This window comes from Mesobacterium pallidum (genome assembly GCF_019966535.1).
Classification (GTDB): domain Bacteria; phylum Pseudomonadota; class Alphaproteobacteria; order Rhodobacterales; family Rhodobacteraceae; genus Mesobacterium; species Mesobacterium pallidum.
The window spans coordinates 124,479-141,055 of the sequence record NZ_JAIMID010000012.1; the positions used below are offsets into that span (position 1 = coordinate 124,479).

Consider the following 16,577-nt stretch of genomic DNA (forward strand, 5'->3'; position numbering starts at 1 on the left):
GATGGCCGGCATTGGACAAGGCCCAGGGCCGGACGCCGTCTTCGCCGCGAAGCTGGCCGAGGGCGTCTTCGAGATTCAGAAATGTGGCGGCTGCGGCACCCATGTATTCCATCCGCGCGTGATCTGTCCGGCCTGCGGCAGCGCGGATCTGGGATGGTTCGCGCCAACCGGGAGGGGCACCGTCTATGCGCGAACGGTCGTGCGCCGAAAACCGGAACGAGGCGGCGATTACAACGTGGTTCTGGTGGACCTGGAGGAAGGGGTACGAATGATGTCGCGCATCGACGGTATCGCGCATGACCAGATTGTCGCCGGGCTGAAAGTAACCGCGTCGATCGGCGAAGGCGCCGAAGGTGACCCCGCCGTGGTTTTCCGGCCAGAAGGAGAAGCAAATTGAGTTTACGGGGAAAAGCCGCCATCGTCGGTGCAGCGCTGGCAGGCTGCGGCGAGGCCCATGGCAAAAGCTCGATGGAGATCACAATCGAGGGGGTGCACGGCGCGCTTGCCGATGCGGGGATCGCACTTGGCGAGGTCGATGCCGTTGCCACCTGCCAGCCGCTGGATATGCTGTCGGGTCTTACACTGGCGCAGGAATTGGGCTTGAACCCCAGGTTCACGATGAACAACCGCATGGGCGGCTCGTCGTTCCTGTCGCACACGCTCTGGGCCGCGATGCTGCTCGAATTGCGGCTCGCTGATACCGTGTTGATCTGCTACGGATCGAACCAGCGCACCGCCTCGGGCAAGCTGATGACTGCGCTTGGCCTGCCGACCTACGAGGCCCCCTACCGACCGTTGTTCCCGCTGTCGTCCTATGCGCTGGCCACAGACCGTCACATGACGCAATTCGGCACAACGCGCGAACAGCTGGCCGACGTGGCGGTGGCGGCCCGGGCCTGGGCCCAAAAGAACCCCGACGCTTTCATGCGCGATCCTCTGACGCGCGAGGATGTCATCGCCTCGCGGCCGGTTTCCGACCCTCTGCGGGTGCGCGACTGCTGCCTTGTGACCGATGGCGGTGGCGCGATTGTGATGCGCCGGGCCGAGACGGCCAAGGATCACCCCAGACCTCCGGTGTATTTGCTGGGCGGCGGCGAGGGCACGACGCACCGCGACATCTCCGAAATGGCGGACCTGACCGTGACCGGCGCTGCGCAATCAGGGCGAACGGCCATGGACATGGCGGGTGTCAAACCCGCGGACATCGACGTGGTCCAGCTCTACGACGCGTTCACCATCAATGTGATCCTTTTTCTAGAAGATCTGGGCTTTTGCAAGAAAGGCGAAGGCGGTGCGTTTGTGGCGAACGGCGGCATCGCGCCTGGCGGCCACCTGCCGGTCAATACCAATGGTGGCGGCCTGTCATGCGTGCATCCCGGGATGTACGGCATCTTCACGCTGGTCGAGGCGGTGCGGCAACTGCGCGGCGATGCTGGCGATCGCCAGATCGGCAGTGCCGAACTGGCCCTGGCCCACGGCAACGGCGGTGTCCTGTCCAGCCAGGTGACGAATATCCTGGGCACCGAAGCCACCCTCTGAACAGACGAAGGAAGCAATGAAGCGGCCCTTCTTGCGAAGGGCCGCTGTGTATTCAGGCCTGAAACGGCTCAGTTCGGGTAGGTTGCGAAGTCGATCTTGGAATAAATCTCCTGACGCAGAAGGTCTGCATAAGGCTGATGATTGTCCCGGATCGGTTGCAGCGGCTCAACCAGACCGTGCCATTTCTCGATCAGCTCGCGATAGGTTGCGATCAGCGGTTCCGGATCTTCGATGCCGCGTTCCTCGCGCGAGATGCGGGCGATCTCTTCAAGATCGGCGGTGCGGAAATCAATGAGATCCTGAAGAAACTCAGGCGACGGCTGGTGTACCTGCAGGCCAAGCCCACCCGCCTCTTTCAGCACGTCGAGATCGTCGGTTTCGTAGTACACCTCGGTCTGCGCCACGGCCTCGGGTATGTTCTTGACGAATTGCTCGCGTTGCTCCGGCGAAAGTGAGATCCAGAATTTCGGGCCGGCGGCAAAGATCGAACCGGAATGATAGGTGCCCAACGGCAACTCCGTCAGGTGCTTGGCAACCTCGATCAGACTGTGCCCCTTGAGCGCACCGACCGGCTGCACCGCAGCGGTGACGACACCGTGGCTCATCGTGTCGTACATCTCGCTCGACGGCACGTTTACCGGCTCTGCCCCAAGGCGTGTCGCCCAGCGGTCCCAGACCGACCCGCCCGTGCGCAGCTTGACCCCTTGCATATCGCTGATTTCGACGATCGGCTTGGTGGTCAGCAATACATAAGGCGCAGTGCTGATCCCGCTCAGCGCCACCATGCCGTTCTTTGCGAACTCGTCCTTGCACGGCTGGCAGTGCAGCATCACGAATTCGCTGGTCGCGCCGGCCATGGCATAGTGGTCCTCGCCCAAAAGAGCGAGATCGGCGACGAGCTGCGCATAGGGCATTTCCGACCTGAAATAGGTCAACGCCAGCAGACCTACATCGGCGACGCCGTCGCGCAGGCCGGACAGTGTTGGCTTGGGGCCAAGCAAGGCGCCGCCGGCAAACAGCTTGAAGTCGAAGGCATCCGGAAATTCAGATTCGGTCATTTCGGCAAAGGCGGCATGGCCACGCGATGTCGCGTGATTGGGTGACGTCCAGTTGGATATAGTCACCCGCTTTTCGGCCAGGGCCGGTGTCGCCGCTAGAACGGTCGTCGCCGCCAGCGCGGCAAACGCATTGGTCAGTTTCATGTGGTCTCCTCCTCTTTTTCAAGACCCCGCTATTGCGCGGGGTTCGTCACGGCCGGGATGGCCAAATCAGTTGCCGAGCTCTGGCAGGAACATGATCAGTTCGGGAAAGGCGACCATGATGATCAGGACCACCACATCCGCAGCCAAAAACCACAAAACACCCTTGAAAATCAGTGAAATCGGGACCGCATCACCGACGATGCCCTTGATCACGAACACGTTCAGCCCCACCGGTGGGGTGATCAGAGCCATCTCGACCAGCTTGGTTGCAAGCACGCCCAGCCAGATCAGGCTGATATGGTTCGCCTCGTAGATCGGCAGAAGGATCGGCAGCGTCAGCAGCAGGATGCCCAGCGGATCGAGGATCATGCCCAGCAGACAAAAGATCACGGCCGTGCCGAAAACCAGCATCACATAGCTGGCCCCCATATCAATCACCAGGTCGGTCATCGCTTCGGGGATACCGCTGATCGCCAGAAACCTCGAAAACAGGTTGGCACCGACCGCGATGATGAAGATCGCCGCAGTCATTTTTGCAGTGTCCATCAGCGCGATCCTGGAAACTTTCCAGTTCAGGGTGCCGCGCGCCGCCGCAATCACGAAGGACAACGCCGCCCCGACAGCCCCGGCCTGCGTGGGTGTGAATATCCCGGTGAACAGACCGCCGAAAACGCCCACCACCAGCAAGATCACGGGCCATGTCTCGCTCAGGGCCTCCAGCCGTTCGGACCATGTCGCGCTTTCGTCGAGCGACGGCGCGAGCGCGGGATTGATCCACACACGAACGATGATCACGGCCCAGTACCCCAGCATCGTCAGTACGCCCGGCACGATCGCGGCCAGAAACAGCTTGCTGATCGCGACCTCGGCAAAAATACCGTAGATGATCAGAAGGATGCTCGGCGGGATGAGCGACCCCATGGTGCCGGCTGCGGCAACCACGGCGGTACTCAGCCCGGGATCGTAGTCGCGCTTCAGCATTTCCGGCACCGCGATCCGGCCCATTGCCGCGGCGCAGGCCAGGCTGGAGCCGGCCGCCGCCGAAAACAGCGCCGCGCCGCCCACGCTGGCGACCGCCAGCCCGCCCGGCAGGAATGACAGCCAGACCCGGGCGGCCTTGAAGATCCCGCGCGTGATGTCGGTCTGGTAACAGACGTATCCCATCAACAGGAACATCGGGATCGAACTGAGGGTCCAGTGCGCGGCAAAATCATAGGGCACCGCCGTCAGCAGGCCGAAAGCCGCGCCGCTTCCCAGCATCGCCCAGAACCCGAAGAAGGACACGATACCCAGCGCGACCGCGATCGGAACGCGCAGCAAGACCAGCAGGATGACAGAAACGATGCCGCAAAGGCCGATCTGGAAAAAGCTCACCGTTCCACTCCTATTCGTACATGTCGTGATTGGGGCCGGCCATGCCAGCGTCGGTGAAAGGCCTCTGGATCAGCTTGGCCAGCAAGAGCAGAACCATCAGCCCCGCACCAAGAGGCAGACAGAAGCGACCGGGCCAGACGGTCACCGCCGCCATGCCCATGGATTGCTCGCCGATGAGGTATTTTTCGACGGCATCGATCCAGGTCTGCCAGGTGAGCAGCCCGTAGAACACCGCAGACAGCGCCAGAGCCAGCATGTCGAGAGCGGTCCTCGCCCCCGTCGGGAGCAGATCGTGGATCAGGTCGACCTTGATGTGCTCGTTGGTGTATTCGACGAAGGGAAGCGGCAGAAAGACCAGCCCGACCATGTAATAATACGACACGTAATCCACCGTGCCCGGCAGGGGCTCGGCGATGAACTGGCTCAGGATGACATCGAGCGTGACGTGGACCATCATCAGGGCCGCCAGGGCAGTCGCAATATAGGTGATAATCCGCGACACCCTGCCAAGTCGTGCAATGACTGTTTCCATCACTATCTCTTCCCTGTCGTAAAAAGGGCCAATCCGCTTGGTCATACGCCACGGAAAACCGGTTTTCTCTTGCTCAGAAAGGCGTCGATGCCTTCGGCGTGATCCGCGCTCTTGATGATTTGCCCCTGAATGATGGCTTCTGTTTCAAGAAAGCTCTCCAGAGACGGTTGCATCGCGGCGCGCATCAGCCGCTTGGTACCGGCCAGGGCAAAGGTTGGCCCCGCGGCCAGGTCTGTCGCATAGTCCAGGGCCGCCCGGTCGAGGGCATCATCGGGATGAACCTGGCTTGCCAATCCCAGGCTCAGGGCTTCATCCGCCGGCACCATCCGCGCTGAGAAGGCAAGGTCCGTCGCACGTTGCCGACCGATCAGATTCTGAAGGAAAAACGCCGCGCCGCCATCGGGGGCCAGCCCGATCTTGCGAAAAACCTGACCGAATCTTGCCGTCTCGGAGAGCAGGATAACGTCGCAGGCGAGCGCCATGCTCAGACCGATCCCGACCGCCGGACCGCGCACCGCGGCAACCACAGGCTTCTCGCAATTGAATATGGAAAGGATCATCTGGTGCGCCCTGTACAAGCGCGCCCGATCACCCCAGACATCGTCCTTGCCCATGGTCGAAATATCCGCACCCGCACAAAAAGCGCGGCCCTCGGCCCGCAGTAATACGGCGCGAATCCGCGGGTCAGTTTGGATATCGCGAAACGCGTCCAGGAGTTCGACGCGCATGTCGAGGGTCAGCGCATTCAGCTTGTCGGGCCGGTTCAACGACACGACGGCCAGACCTTCTGAGTGTTCCACAGTGATATCGCTTGTCATGACCACCCCTCCCTTTGGCGAAGATTCGTCAGTCAGTGAACAGCGCCCGAGCAATCCCGTTCTTATGTATCTGGGTCGTTCCCCCGGTGATCGTCAGCATCCGCACATCCCTCACCATCCGCTCCAACGGAAGCGAACCGAAATAGCCGTAGCCACCGAACATCTGCATGGCGTCATGGGTGACGCGCTGTGCCATTTCGGTGGCCTGAACCTTGGCGATCGAAGACAATGTTGGATCGGGCTGGCCGCGGTCGATCAGCGACAGCGCCGTATAACACAACGACCGCGCGGCCTCGATCTGCACCTTCATGTCCGACATCATCCATTGCAGCCCCTGCATCTCGGACAGCGCCTTGCCGAATTGCCGGCGGGTCTTCATGTAGTCGCGTGCAAGGTCGAACGCCCCCTCGGCGACACCAAGCGCCAGTATCCCCATGCCGACGCGCGTGGCGTTATAGACACCCAGCGGGCGGACAAAGCCGCTGGAGTTGCCGGCCAGCCCTTCGGTCACGACGTTTTCGGACGGCACCCGCACATCGTCGAAATGGATCTCGCATTCGTTGCAGCCGCGCGCGCCCATCTTCTGTTCAAGAATATGGACCGAAACGCCGGGGCTTTTGCGGTGCACCAAAACGGTTCCGATGCCTCGCGCGCCTTTGCTTTCGCAGAACCGAGCATAGACCAGAAGGTAATCGGCCCTGTCGCCGAAAGTGGTAAAGATCTTGCCGCCGTTCAGCACAAACCCGTCCCCGTCCGGGCGCAGCGATGTCGTCACCGCGGTGGCGTCCGACCCGGCCTCGGGCTCGGACCAGGAGATCGCGCATTCGATCTCGCCCGCGGCGAAGCGGGGCAGGAAAGCCTGCTTCAACGCCTCGCTGCCGCAGGTGGCGATGATCCGGGGCGAGACGTTCTGATCGTGAACGATCAGCGCGGTATTGAAATCCACCTTGGCCAGTTCTTCGATCACGAGATAGCAATCCACCAGCGGCGTACCGCCACCGCCGTATTCTTCGGGAATGGTCATGCCCAGATAGCCAAGCGCGCCCAGGCGATGGTGGTTTTCCTCGGGGTAGATGCCGTCGCGGTCCCAGCGTGCGGCGCGGTCCCGGAATTCCCCGAGCGCCAGTTTGCGCGCGGCATCCTTGAGAGCGACCTGTTCTGTCGTTAGCAACGAGGGATGCATCCGCCCTACCCCCGCCGCTGGTCGAAGCTGTGGCCGTAGACCATGGCGGCGATCGTATTGCGCAGGATTTCGACGGTGCCACCGCCAAGCGCGAAGCCGCGCGCGTCACGCACCATACGTTCCAGCGGGTATTCGCGCGTGTAACCATTGTGACCGTGGATCTGCAGCGCTTCGTTCGTGACCCTCTGCGCCATTTCGTTGGCGTAAAGCTTGGCCATGGTCGCATCCATCGGATCGGGAAAGCCGTTCGGCGCGGGGTTGGTCGCGGCCCGATAGACCATCAGACGCGCAGCATGGATCTGTGTGGCCATGTCGGCGATTTTCCATTGCAGGCCCTGGAATTCCTTGATCGGGCGCCCGAACTGATGGCGAATCTCGGAATACGACTTTGCAGCATCGAAAGCGCCCTGCGCCAGCCCCACGCACATCGCTGCGTTGCCCACCCGCTCGGGTCCGAAACTGCTCATCAACAGCGCGAAGGAGCGCGAGCTTTCCGGGTCCCCTTCGACCAGCACATCCTCGGGACCGGCCTTGTAGTTTTCAAGGATAATCTCGGCCTCGGTCAGCCCCCGGCCACCCATCTTCAGCGATATGTGGCCGATCCGCGCGCCCGGCTTCTTCAGATCGACGACAAAGGCACCAATCCCCTTCGCCCCGCTGGCCTTGCCGAAACGGCAGAAGACCAGCGCATAATCGGCCACATGGGCGCCCGTGGACCAGCATTTGTTGCCATTCAGCACCCATCCGTCGCCGTCCCTTGTGGCCGTGGTGCGCAGGTCTGTCACCGCCGACCCCGCCTCTGGCTCGCTGATGGCGATTGCGATGAATTTCTTGCCGGCCGCCATGTCTGGCAGGAACCGCTTTTTCTGCTCGTCGCTGCCCAGAACGCTGATTGCCCGGGATGGGCCGTTCAGGTAGAGTTGCGAGACCAGCGCCGTGTTGAAACAGACCCGCGCCATTTCTTCCAGAAACACCGTGCCCTGGATCACTGGCGCGCCGGAGCCGCCGTATTCTTCAGGGATGAACATTCCCAGATAGCCAAGTTCGGCCAGCTTGTCGCGGTTCGCGGCTGGAAACTCTTCGGCTTCGTCCCAATGGGCGGCCCTGGGAGCAAACTCGCGCTCAGCCAGCTTGCGTGCCTCGTTGCGAAAATCCTCCAATTCCGGATCGAGCTTGAACATGTCAGTAGGTGTCCTTTGATTGAGCAGAGGGCAGGTCCTGTTCCAGCGCGGCCAGGATGCGCGCCGTATCGGCGCCTACGGTTGGTGCGGGGATAGGGGCGACCTGTGGGTGAGCCGCGAAACGCATCGGCAGCCCTGGAACAGGGACCGTGCCCAGGTCTGGATGCGGAAGGTCATGGATCATGCCGCGGGCGCGCATGTCATCGTCCGACACCACCTCAGCGAGCGTGCGCACCGGGGCGCCCGGCACATGTGCGCTGCTCAGGGCCGCGAAAATCTCGGCGCGGGTCTGACTTGAGGTCCACGCCGTCACCCAGCCATCGACTTGGGCACGCCGCGCGCAGCGCGCGGGTCCCGCGGCCAGTTCGGGATCTTCGGCCAGATCAGGGCGACCCATGGCCCGGGTCAGCTGCTGCCAGTGGCGATCATTCAGGCACATGATGGCCACCTGCCCGTCGCGCGCCGGAAACAGGTCGTAGGGTGCGACCTTGAGCACGGCCTGACTGTTGCCGGCCCGGTCGGCGAACCCGTCAGGCGCCAGCAGATAGCTTGCGATATTCGACGCCAGCGCGTGGTGCGTGACGTCCTGCATCGCGATCTGGACAAAGTCCCCGCGCCCTGTCGCGCCGCGCGCATGCAACGCCGCCATAATGCCACCAAAAAGGTGGATACCGCCCAGAAAATCGGTGATCGCTGCGCCGCATTTCACCGGCGGACCATCGGGAAACCCGGTCACCGACATCAGCCCGGTCAGGGCCTGAATAGGAAAATCCATCGCCGGCGCATCGCGATAGACGGAATCGGCCGCGTAACCCTTTCCTGACCCCATGACCAGGCGCGGATTGCGGGCACAGAGTGTTTCCCACCCCAGCCCCAGTTTCTCCATCGTACCGGGACGGAAATTCTCGATTAGAACATCGGCCGAATCTGCCAGCGCCAGCAGGGCGCTGCGCCCGCCCTCGGACCCCAGATCAAGCGTCACGCTCTGTTTGCTGGAATTGAGCATCATCGCTGCGGGGTTCTCGCGCCCGCCCGCGATGCCGCGGATACTGTCGCCGCCGGGCGGCTCGACCTTGATGACCTCGGCCCCCATGAGCGCGAACATCAGACCGCAATAGGGCCCAAGGTAGACCTGCCCGAGGTCGATCACCCGAAGACCGGCCAGCGGGCCACAATCGGGCGCCGCGTTCATGATCCGACAAAGCCCGGCGGGCGCTTTTCCTTGAAAGAGGCGACCGCCTCGCGGTGATCTGCGGTCTGCATGATATGGGCTTCGGCGGTTGCCTCGATCTCGAGATAGGTCGCGAAATCGCAATCCATGCCACGGTTCAGCATCGACTTGCCCAGCCCAAAGGCTCGGGTCGGCCCTTCGGCCAGACGCACGGCCAGCGCATCGGCCTCTGCGTCGAGCGCGTCTTCTTCGTGGATTGCGTGGACGATCCCAAGGTCGTGCGCCTCTTGGGCATCGATCACCTGGGCCGTCAGGAACATCGCCTTCGCCCGCTGCGTCCCGACCGTCCGCGCCAGCAAGTAAAGCCCGCCACCGTCGGGCACGATCGCCACGCGCGCATAGGCCTGGCAAAAGCGGGCCGAGGGCGCGGCCAGGATCACGTCAGCCAGAAGCGCAATGTTGAACCCCACGCCAAAGGCCGGCCCGGCAACCGCCGCGACGACCGGCTTTTCAAGATCATATAGCATCCGGGTTACGCGGTGCTGTTGTTTCATGCGGTCCCGCATGGCCACAGGCGAAGAACCGGCGAAGGTGCTGATATCGCCTCCGGCGCAAAACGCGCCCCCGGCACCCGTGATCAACAGCGCGCGCACGCGGTCATCGTCGCGCACCTGGGTGACGATGCGTTCCATCTCTTTGCGTGCGTCTTGATCAAGGGCATTCTTCTTCTCGGGAAAATCGAAAGTCATCCGACCAACGCTTTCCGAGCGGCTGTAGAGCAATGGCACCGCTTCCTCCTCCCAGGAATGGGCTAGCATGGAACACGATAGGAGTGGCATTGAGCGACGGGCAATAGTCCGGTGCGGAAAATCAGACATGTGTAAAATTCACCCGTTCTGTGTATTTCCTTGCGGTCTGCTGGCACGTTTTTTCGGCTTCCCTTCCCATGCGCGCCCGTCACGGCTACGGGCCTCGGCACCCCCTGTTGAAACAGCAAAGAAGAAATAGACAATGTACTCCGACACCCCTCTCGGCCGCTTGCGCCTGCCTGTGATCTGCTCGCCCATGTTCCTGGTGTCCGGGCCGGATCTTGTCGTCGCCCAGTGCAAAGCCGGCGTCATCGGCAGCTTTCCGGCGCTGAACGCACGCGAGTCCGAAGGTGAACCGCCGCTGCTTGAAGCCTGGCTCAAGCGCATCACTGAAGAGCTTGACGCGCACAATCAGGCCAATCCCGATCGGCCCGCCGCGCCATTCGCGGTCAACCAGATCGTCCATCGATCGAATGATCGGATTGAGCGGGACGTCGAAATATGTGCGCGCTGGAAAGTGCCTGTCTGGATCACATCAATGGGCGCACGGGAAGACGTCAACCAGGCGGCACATGAGTGCGGCGGCACTGTACTGCACGATGTAATCAACAACAAATACGCCAGGAAAGCGATCGACAAGGGCGCCGACGGCCTGATCGCGGTCTGCGCCGGCGCTGGCGGCCACGCCGGGGCCTTGTCACCCTTTGCGCTGGTTCAGGAAATCCGGGAATGGTTCGATGGTCCGCTTGCCCTGTCCGGGTCCATCGCGACCGGGCGCTCAATTCTGGCGGCGCAGGCCATGGGTGCGGATTTTGGGTATATCGGATCCCCCTTCATTGCCATGACCGAGGCGGTCGCGTCGGAGGAGTACAAGCAAATGATCGTCGAAGGCGGGGCCGATGATATTGTCTATACCGACTATTTCAGCGGCGTGCATGCCAACTATCTGAAACCGTCGGTGCGGGCGGTCGGTCTCGATCCGGACAACCTGGCCGGGATCGGCAACAAACTCGATCTGGCCACCGGCGACATTCGCCCCAAGGCCTGGCGTGACATCTGGGGCAGCGGTCAGGGGATCGGAGCGGTGAAAGAGGTGATGACCACGGCGGACTACGTCGACCGTCTCGACCGGGAATACCAGGTCGCCAAAGATGCGCTCTGTTCCTGACGAAAGAGGGCGGCCGGTTGCCCGGCCGCCCATCTGTTTCTGCGGTTGTCGCGAATGATCGAGACCCGATCTTAGCGGTCCTTTTGGTTGACGATCAGTTCTGCATTTTCGGGTAGTTCCGAAACAATGTTCACTTCGTCGACACGAATTCGTGTATGCAGTTTGAAGTTTTTGGCGGCGGCTGCTTCCGCAGCAGAAGCGTCGGCACCGTCTTCCAGCACAAGCGAGAGGCGGATCATGTCGCGATCGTTCTCGCGCGTTACCACGGCCTGCGCGGCCTTTGCGCCCGGCGTGCCGATGACAACTTCTTCAACCACGCGCGGATAAACGAAAATCTCGCGCACTTTGACCGCTGCCCCGACCCGTCCCTGCAATGCTGAAATCCGGCTGACGGTGCCATCCGCGTTGCTTTCCAGGGCAAAGGCGCTGTCGCCGGTGCCGAACCGGATCATCGGCCAGGTGGCATCGCGCGCGGTCACGACAACCTCGCCCGGTTCGCCATGGGCGACCTGTTCGCCGCTGACCGGATCGCAGATCTGCACCACGCGGTCGGGATGAACCAGATAGCCTTCGCCGCCATCCTCATAGGCGACAAGGCCTAGATCGGCGGTGGCATAGGCGGCCCAGGTGGACACGCCGTATTCGGCCTCGATCCGGCGGCGCTTGGCCATCCAGTCGCCCATCTCACCGCCGAGGAAGGCTGTCTTCACCTTCCATGCGTCGCGGCCATAGGTTTCGATCACCTTGTCCGCCAGCGTCAGGAAAAACGCGGTCGAGGCGCAGATCGAAGTCACGCCGGTTTCGACGATGATCTGCGCCTGAAGCTCGGTATTGCCCACGCCGCCGGGAATCACCGTGGCACCTGCGGCCTGTGCCGCTTCGTCGAACAGCAAGCCTGCGGGCACAAGATGATACATCCAGGTGTTCAGGATGATATCCCCCGGCCCCACGCCTGCCGCCTTGAAAAGCAGGTCCAGGCCATGACCTCCCTCGCCCGAAAGGGCCGGCTCGAAAATTGGGCCAGGGGACACGTAGATCCGTCCAATATCCTTCAGATCCGAGGCAAGGAATCCGCCGAAAGGCGGGTTCTCGCGCTGGATCTTCAGAAGCTCTTCTTTTTTCATCACTGGAAGTCGCGAGAGGTCCGCCACCGATGTGACGGCTGCCGGATCGAATCCGGCAGCCGTAAATCGCGATTTCAGGCCAGGAGCTTTTTCGGCCGCAGCGGCATAGGCTTGCGCTATATCTTTGTAGATATCATCAGACATTTCCATGCCTCCTCGTCCAATCGGGCGTTAAAGCGGGCAGTCCTTGCGGAAGTTTGGCGCGCGCTTCTCGCGGTGCGACAACACACCTTCCTTGACGTCCTCGCTCATAAAACCAAGCATCTCCAGCGCGGTCGACGCATCAAAGATCGGCCCGGCCTGGCGCAGCCAGTTGTTCAGCGAATACTTGGTCCAGCGGATCGCGCTTTGCGAGCCGTTGGCCAGTTCGACAGCCGTGTCCAAAGCGATCTGCTGAAGCTCGTCATCCTCGACGCACATTGACACCAGACCGATGCGCTCGGCCTCTTCGCCCGACACCGGCTTGCAGGTCATCAGATAGTATTTCGCCTTGGCCATCGAGGTCAGCAGCGGCCAGATAATCGCCGCGACATCGCCAGCGGCAACGCCCAGACGCGGATGACCATCGACAATCTTTGCCCGTTTCCCGGCGATCGAGATGTCGGCCAGGATGGCAACCACAAGGCCCGCGCCTGCCGCAGGGCCATTGATCGCGGAAATGATCGGCTTGTTGCAGTTGATGATGTTGTAGACGAGATCCTTGGCTTCTTTCCACGTCTTCATGATCTCGTGCGAGTCGCCGATCATCTTCTCAATCAGGCTGAAATCGCCGCCCGCCGAAAACGCCTTGCCCGCGCCGGTCACGATGACCGCGTTGATGTCGGGGTCGCGGTCGATGTCGATCCACATGTCCGTCATCTGGGTGTGGGTTTCGGCATCGACCGAGTTGAATGTCTCGGGCCGGTCGAACGTGATGCGCAGGACGCGATCCGCCGGGTAGTCAAATTTCAGTTTGTCGTACTTTGCGTAACGCTCCGACATAGGTCTTTTCCTCCTCAGGGTATGGGTTCAGCCAGGCAGTCCCAGGACGGCCTTGGACAGGATGTTTCTTTGGATTTCGTTCGATCCACCGTAGATCGTGGTAGGTCTGGCCTTGTAGAAGCTCGACAAAACGTCGACGCTAACATTGCCAACCTGAAGCGGCCCGATGGAGCCGCCATCGGGACCGGCTGCTTCGATCATCAGCTCGGTGATGCGCTGGAAGCATTCAGTCACCCAGATCTTCAGCATGGACACATCCGCACCGAGCGTCTCGCCACGTTTGAGCTGATCTGCAAAACGGGCATAAAGCGCGGCATGATCTTCCACATCCAGTGCCGCTTGGGCAAAGCGGTCACGGAACACCGGATCGTCAAACGCGCCACGGCCACGGGCAAAGCTTTCAAGCTGTCCCAGAGCGTTCTGGGCCAGACTTGGCGAGCCGATGAAGATGCGCTCGAAGCTCAAAAGCGCCTTGGCCATCGTCCAGCCCTTGTTCAGTTCGCCGACCAGGTTTTCCCGGGGAGTGCGGGCATTGTCGAAGAACACCTCGCAAAATTCGGTCTCACCCGAAAGGGTGGTGATCGTGCGCACCTCGATCCCCGGCTGATCCATCGGAGCAAGAAGGAAACTGATGCCCTGCTGTTTCTTCGGCGCATCGGGATCGGTGCGCACCAGCATGAAGATGTGCGTGGCATCATGCGCCATCGTCGTCCAGATCTTCTGGCCGTTAATGACGAAATCGTCGCCGTCAATTTCCGCGCGTGTGCGCAGATTGGCAAGATCGGACCCGGCACCGGGCTCGGAATAGCCCTGGCACCAGATGTCCTCGCAACTCAGGATACGCGGCAGCCAGTAATCTTTTTGTTCCTGGGTGCCGAATTTGATGATCAGCGGCCCGACCATCTGCACGCCCATGTCGCGGCCGCGATTGACGCCCCAGCGCTGCTGCTCTTCATAAAAGATCAGCAGCTTAGCAGCGTTTAGGCCCATACCGCCGAATTCAGCGGGCCAGGCTGGCGCAACCCAGCCCTTGGCGTGAAGCTTGCGGTGCCAATGTTCGATCTCGGCGAACTTCGGTCGGTGCGGCAGGTGGCGCAGCTCTTCGGGATATTCCGCCTCGAAGAACGCGCGCACTTCCTTGCGGAAATCCGCATCGCTCATTGCGTTCCAGTCGGTCATTGTGCGGCTCCTTCCTGTTCTCGCGCCTCGAACCAAAGCCGTCTGTGGTAGGCGTCATCGCCCAGCCAAGCGGACAGAACCAGCGCTCGGTTCAGATAAAGCCCGATGTCGAACTCGTCGGTATAACCGACGGCCCCGTGCAGCTGGATGGCGTCGCGCGTGATCTTCTTGGCGGCGGTGACCGCGCGAGCCTTGGCCCGGCTGGCAAGCCGCGCCCGGACTTTTGGATCGGTTTCGCTGTCCATCTGCGCAAGCGCCTCCCGCACTCCGGCCTGCGCGACCTCGCACATCACGTTGAGGTCGACGGCACGGTGCTGGATGACCTGGAATGATCCGATCGGCTTGTCGAACTGCTCCCGCGTCTTGATGTAGTCGAGCGTGATCTCGAAGGCGCGCTCGCTCACGCCGACAAGCTCGGCCGCGGCAAGCGCCGTTGCATCGGCGACAGCCTCGGCCAGTGCAGTGAGAACCGCACCGCTGCTGGCCAATTCCGCGGCCGGAGTTCCCGAAAACGAAAGCTCGCCCAGAGAGCTGCCATCCGCCTGCGTCCGCTTGTCGATGACAAGCCCCTGCGCGTCTGCCTCAGCCAGAACCAGAACCGGACCATCATCCTGTTCGGCCACGACAAGGAACCCGTGCGAACCGATCGCACCGACGACCCAGGCCTTGCCACCGGTCAGCTTTCCGTCCGCGTATCGGCAGGTCGCATCGGCAGGCGCCCCGTCGGGGCCGCGTTCCTGCCAGGCAACCGCCAATGAAATTTCGCCGCCGATGAGCTGTGCCATCTTCGGATGATCCGGACAAAGGCGGCGCAGAAGGCCGAGGCTCAGACCTATCGTCGACACGACCGGTTCCGGGGCAAACACACGGCCGACTTCCTCGGCGATGACACCCCCGGCGGCTAGGCCCATGCCAAGCCCGCCCTGATCTTCGGGCACCGCCACGCCGAAAACACCGGCCTCGGCGAGTTCCCGGACCATCTCAGCATCGAAACCGCCCCCGGCATCACGAAGTTTTCGGGCTCTGTCACTTCCGCCCGCCCGTTCAAACAACGTGCGCGCGCTCTCGCGCAACAGGCGAAGGTCTTCTTGTTCGCTGGAAAGGATATCAGTCTGTGTCATTTTGTTTTCGCTGAATCATCACGGGGGTGTCGGTCGAAAAAACGACCTCGCCCGCAGGGTTTTTGGCGCTGAGCGTATAGTGCAAAACACCTCTGTCGGGCTTGCTTTTTGACGGCGTGACCGCGTTGACCGTCAGTTCGACATCAAGGGTTTCGTTCGGGCGCACCGGCCGCAGCCAGCGCAGATTGTCAAAGCCCATGCCACCGATATTGGCGACATCGACCATCATTTCAGACATGACCGGCCTGAACACTTCCAGCATCGTCTGAAAGCCCGAGGCGATCAGGCTGCCATGTATGGCGGTTGCATAGTCTTCATCGGTGTGCAGCCGCTGCGGATCCCACTCCTTGGCAAACGCCTTTATTGAATCCGCGCTCATCGGAGCGCTGCGAAAGCGATAGACTTGGCCCGGCGAGAAGTCTTCCAGATACCTCAAGAGGCACCCTCCTTTGCGAAACCGTCATCGTATCCGCTCGCATCCTTGGATATCCGGATGCGGTTGAATTCTTCCAGCTTCGGATAGGTTTCCTTGAACGCCACCAGGAACTCACCCATCGGCGCGTCGAAATAGAGACCACGGTCGTTCACATATTCCATGTGCCGGTGATTCTGTTCGTCGAACTCGTGAAAGAGCGCGTCGTGATAGCCGTCGAAGACCAGGGGTTTGACCCCGAATCTTTCACACAGTTCCATGTTGAATGCAGGTGTCACTTTGTAGGCCTCATTCCCCAACCACAGCTGAACATAGCCGTGGTAGATAAAGAGATCGGTCCCCATCAACTCCTGCAACTTGGGTGTATTCAGGTGGTTGCGCACATCCGCAAACCCCAGAGCGGCGGGGATACCCACAGCACGCAAACAAGCCGCCAGAAGAATTGCCTTGGGAACGCAAAACGCCGCTTCCGCCCCAGCGATACGGCTGGCACGGTAAGAGTCCTCATCCAGCGCAAAACAATAGGGATCATAGCGAATATCGTCGCGCACCGCTTCGAACAGGCGGATTGCCTTGTCGCGATTGGTTGCGTCCACAGGAAGATCACGCAAAGCCGATGTCACGAAACCCTGCACTTCCAAGCTATCGCTTTCCACAAAGCGCGATGGCATGACATAACGCTCAGCTTCTGTCGGCAGGTCATCGTCAGACTTGTCCATTGGCCCCTCCCTTTTTCTAACATATGTTAGATTACCGATTCAA

At 61.4% G+C, this 16,577-nt stretch carries 17 protein-coding genes; 3 read left to right on the forward strand and 14 right to left on the reverse strand.

Annotated elements, in window-relative coordinates; translation table 11 throughout:
• The first annotated feature begins 1 nt into the window (after position 1).
• Both MF270_RS17585 and MF270_RS17590 read left to right on the forward strand, forming a co-directional pair.
• Positions 2-397, forward strand: a complete 396-nt coding sequence (locus MF270_RS17585) for a Zn-ribbon domain-containing OB-fold protein (protein ID WP_027264335.1) — start codon at positions 2-4, stop codon at positions 395-397.
• Entirely contained in the window at positions 394-1,539 is a 1,146-nt protein-coding gene (locus tag MF270_RS17590; RefSeq protein ID WP_027264334.1) for a thiolase, read from the forward strand. The genes MF270_RS17585 and MF270_RS17590 overlap by 4 nt, the downstream gene beginning before the upstream one ends.
• Before the next feature lie 68 nt (positions 1,540-1,607).
• Here the strand turns inward: MF270_RS17590 and MF270_RS17595 are convergent, their stop codons facing one another.
• The 8 genes from MF270_RS17595 to MF270_RS17630 all read right to left on the reverse strand — a co-directional run bounded on the left by MF270_RS17595 (position 1,608) and on the right by MF270_RS17630 (position 9,818).
• Complete coding sequence (locus MF270_RS17595; protein WP_027264333.1) at positions 1,608-2,741, reverse strand: C4-dicarboxylate TRAP transporter substrate-binding protein; 1,134 nt, start codon at positions 2,739-2,741, stop codon at positions 1,608-1,610.
• 66 nt (positions 2,742-2,807) lie between these two features.
• On the reverse strand, positions 2,808-4,115 hold the full coding sequence (locus tag MF270_RS17600) for a TRAP transporter large permease (RefSeq protein WP_027264332.1): 1,308 nt from the start codon (positions 4,113-4,115) through the stop codon (positions 2,808-2,810).
• 10 nt (positions 4,116-4,125) lie between these two features.
• Positions 4,126-4,647 (reverse strand): TRAP transporter small permease subunit, encoded by a 522-nt coding sequence (locus MF270_RS17605; RefSeq protein ID WP_027264331.1) that lies wholly within the window; start codon positions 4,645-4,647, stop codon positions 4,126-4,128.
• Between the two features lie 41 nt (positions 4,648-4,688).
• On the reverse strand, positions 4,689-5,465 hold the full coding sequence (locus MF270_RS17610; protein WP_027264330.1) for an enoyl-CoA hydratase/isomerase family protein: 777 nt from the start codon (positions 5,463-5,465) through the stop codon (positions 4,689-4,691).
• A 28-nt stretch (positions 5,466-5,493) separates the two neighbouring features.
• On the reverse strand, positions 5,494-6,636 hold the full coding sequence (locus tag MF270_RS17615; protein ID WP_027264329.1) for an acyl-CoA dehydrogenase family protein: 1,143 nt from the start codon (positions 6,634-6,636) through the stop codon (positions 5,494-5,496).
• A 17-nt stretch (positions 6,637-6,653) separates the two neighbouring features.
• Entirely contained in the window at positions 6,654-7,829 is a 1,176-nt protein-coding gene (locus MF270_RS17620) for an acyl-CoA dehydrogenase family protein (RefSeq protein ID WP_027264328.1), read from the reverse strand.
• 1 nt (position 7,830) lies between these two features.
• Positions 7,831-9,021 carry a CaiB/BaiF CoA transferase family protein gene (locus MF270_RS17625; RefSeq protein WP_027264327.1) on the reverse strand — a complete coding sequence of 397 codons (1,191 nt, stop codon included), beginning with the start codon at positions 9,019-9,021 and terminating at the stop codon, positions 7,831-7,833.
• Positions 9,018-9,818 carry an enoyl-CoA hydratase/isomerase family protein gene (locus MF270_RS17630; protein ID WP_036051562.1) on the reverse strand — a complete coding sequence of 267 codons (801 nt, stop codon included), beginning with the start codon at positions 9,816-9,818 and terminating at the stop codon, positions 9,018-9,020. The genes MF270_RS17625 and MF270_RS17630 overlap by 4 nt, the downstream gene beginning before the upstream one ends.
• A 193-nt stretch (positions 9,819-10,011) precedes the next feature.
• Between MF270_RS17630 and MF270_RS17635 the strand changes: the two genes are divergently transcribed.
• On the forward strand, positions 10,012-10,977 hold the full coding sequence (locus tag MF270_RS17635) for an NAD(P)H-dependent flavin oxidoreductase (RefSeq protein ID WP_027264325.1): 966 nt from the start codon (positions 10,012-10,014) through the stop codon (positions 10,975-10,977).
• Positions 10,978-11,048: 71 nt separating this feature from the next.
• On the opposite strand, the gene MF270_RS17640 is transcribed toward MF270_RS17635, so the two are convergent.
• Genes MF270_RS17640 through MF270_RS17665 form a run of 6 tightly spaced genes read right to left on the reverse strand, consistent with a single transcriptional unit; the run spans position 11,049 to position 16,534 of the window.
• Positions 11,049-12,245: a phenylacetate--CoA ligase family protein gene (locus MF270_RS17640; protein WP_223228105.1), complete on the reverse strand. Its 1,197-nt coding sequence runs from the start codon at positions 12,243-12,245 to the stop codon at positions 11,049-11,051.
• Positions 12,246-12,272: 27 nt separating this feature from the next.
• Positions 12,273-13,082, reverse strand: coding sequence for an enoyl-CoA hydratase/isomerase family protein (locus MF270_RS17645; RefSeq protein ID WP_027264323.1), 810 nt, complete (start codon positions 13,080-13,082; stop codon positions 12,273-12,275).
• Positions 13,083-13,109: 27 nt separating this feature from the next.
• The gene (locus MF270_RS17650; protein WP_238367125.1) at positions 13,110-14,261 is read right to left on the reverse strand and encodes an acyl-CoA dehydrogenase family protein; all 1,152 of its coding nucleotides are present in this window, start codon (positions 14,259-14,261) and stop codon (positions 13,110-13,112) included.
• Positions 14,258-15,382: an acyl-CoA dehydrogenase family protein gene (locus MF270_RS17655; protein WP_238367126.1), complete on the reverse strand. Its 1,125-nt coding sequence runs from the start codon at positions 15,380-15,382 to the stop codon at positions 14,258-14,260. Before MF270_RS17655 ends, MF270_RS17650 begins: the two co-directional genes overlap by 4 nt.
• Positions 15,369-15,818, reverse strand: coding sequence for a MaoC family dehydratase (locus tag MF270_RS17660; protein WP_238367127.1), 450 nt, complete (start codon positions 15,816-15,818; stop codon positions 15,369-15,371). The genes MF270_RS17655 and MF270_RS17660 overlap by 14 nt, the downstream gene beginning before the upstream one ends.
• Complete coding sequence (locus tag MF270_RS17665; RefSeq protein ID WP_050685846.1) at positions 15,815-16,534, reverse strand: transglutaminase-like domain-containing protein; 720 nt, start codon at positions 16,532-16,534, stop codon at positions 15,815-15,817. The genes MF270_RS17660 and MF270_RS17665 overlap by 4 nt, the downstream gene beginning before the upstream one ends.
• Positions 16,535-16,577 lie beyond the last annotated feature (43 nt).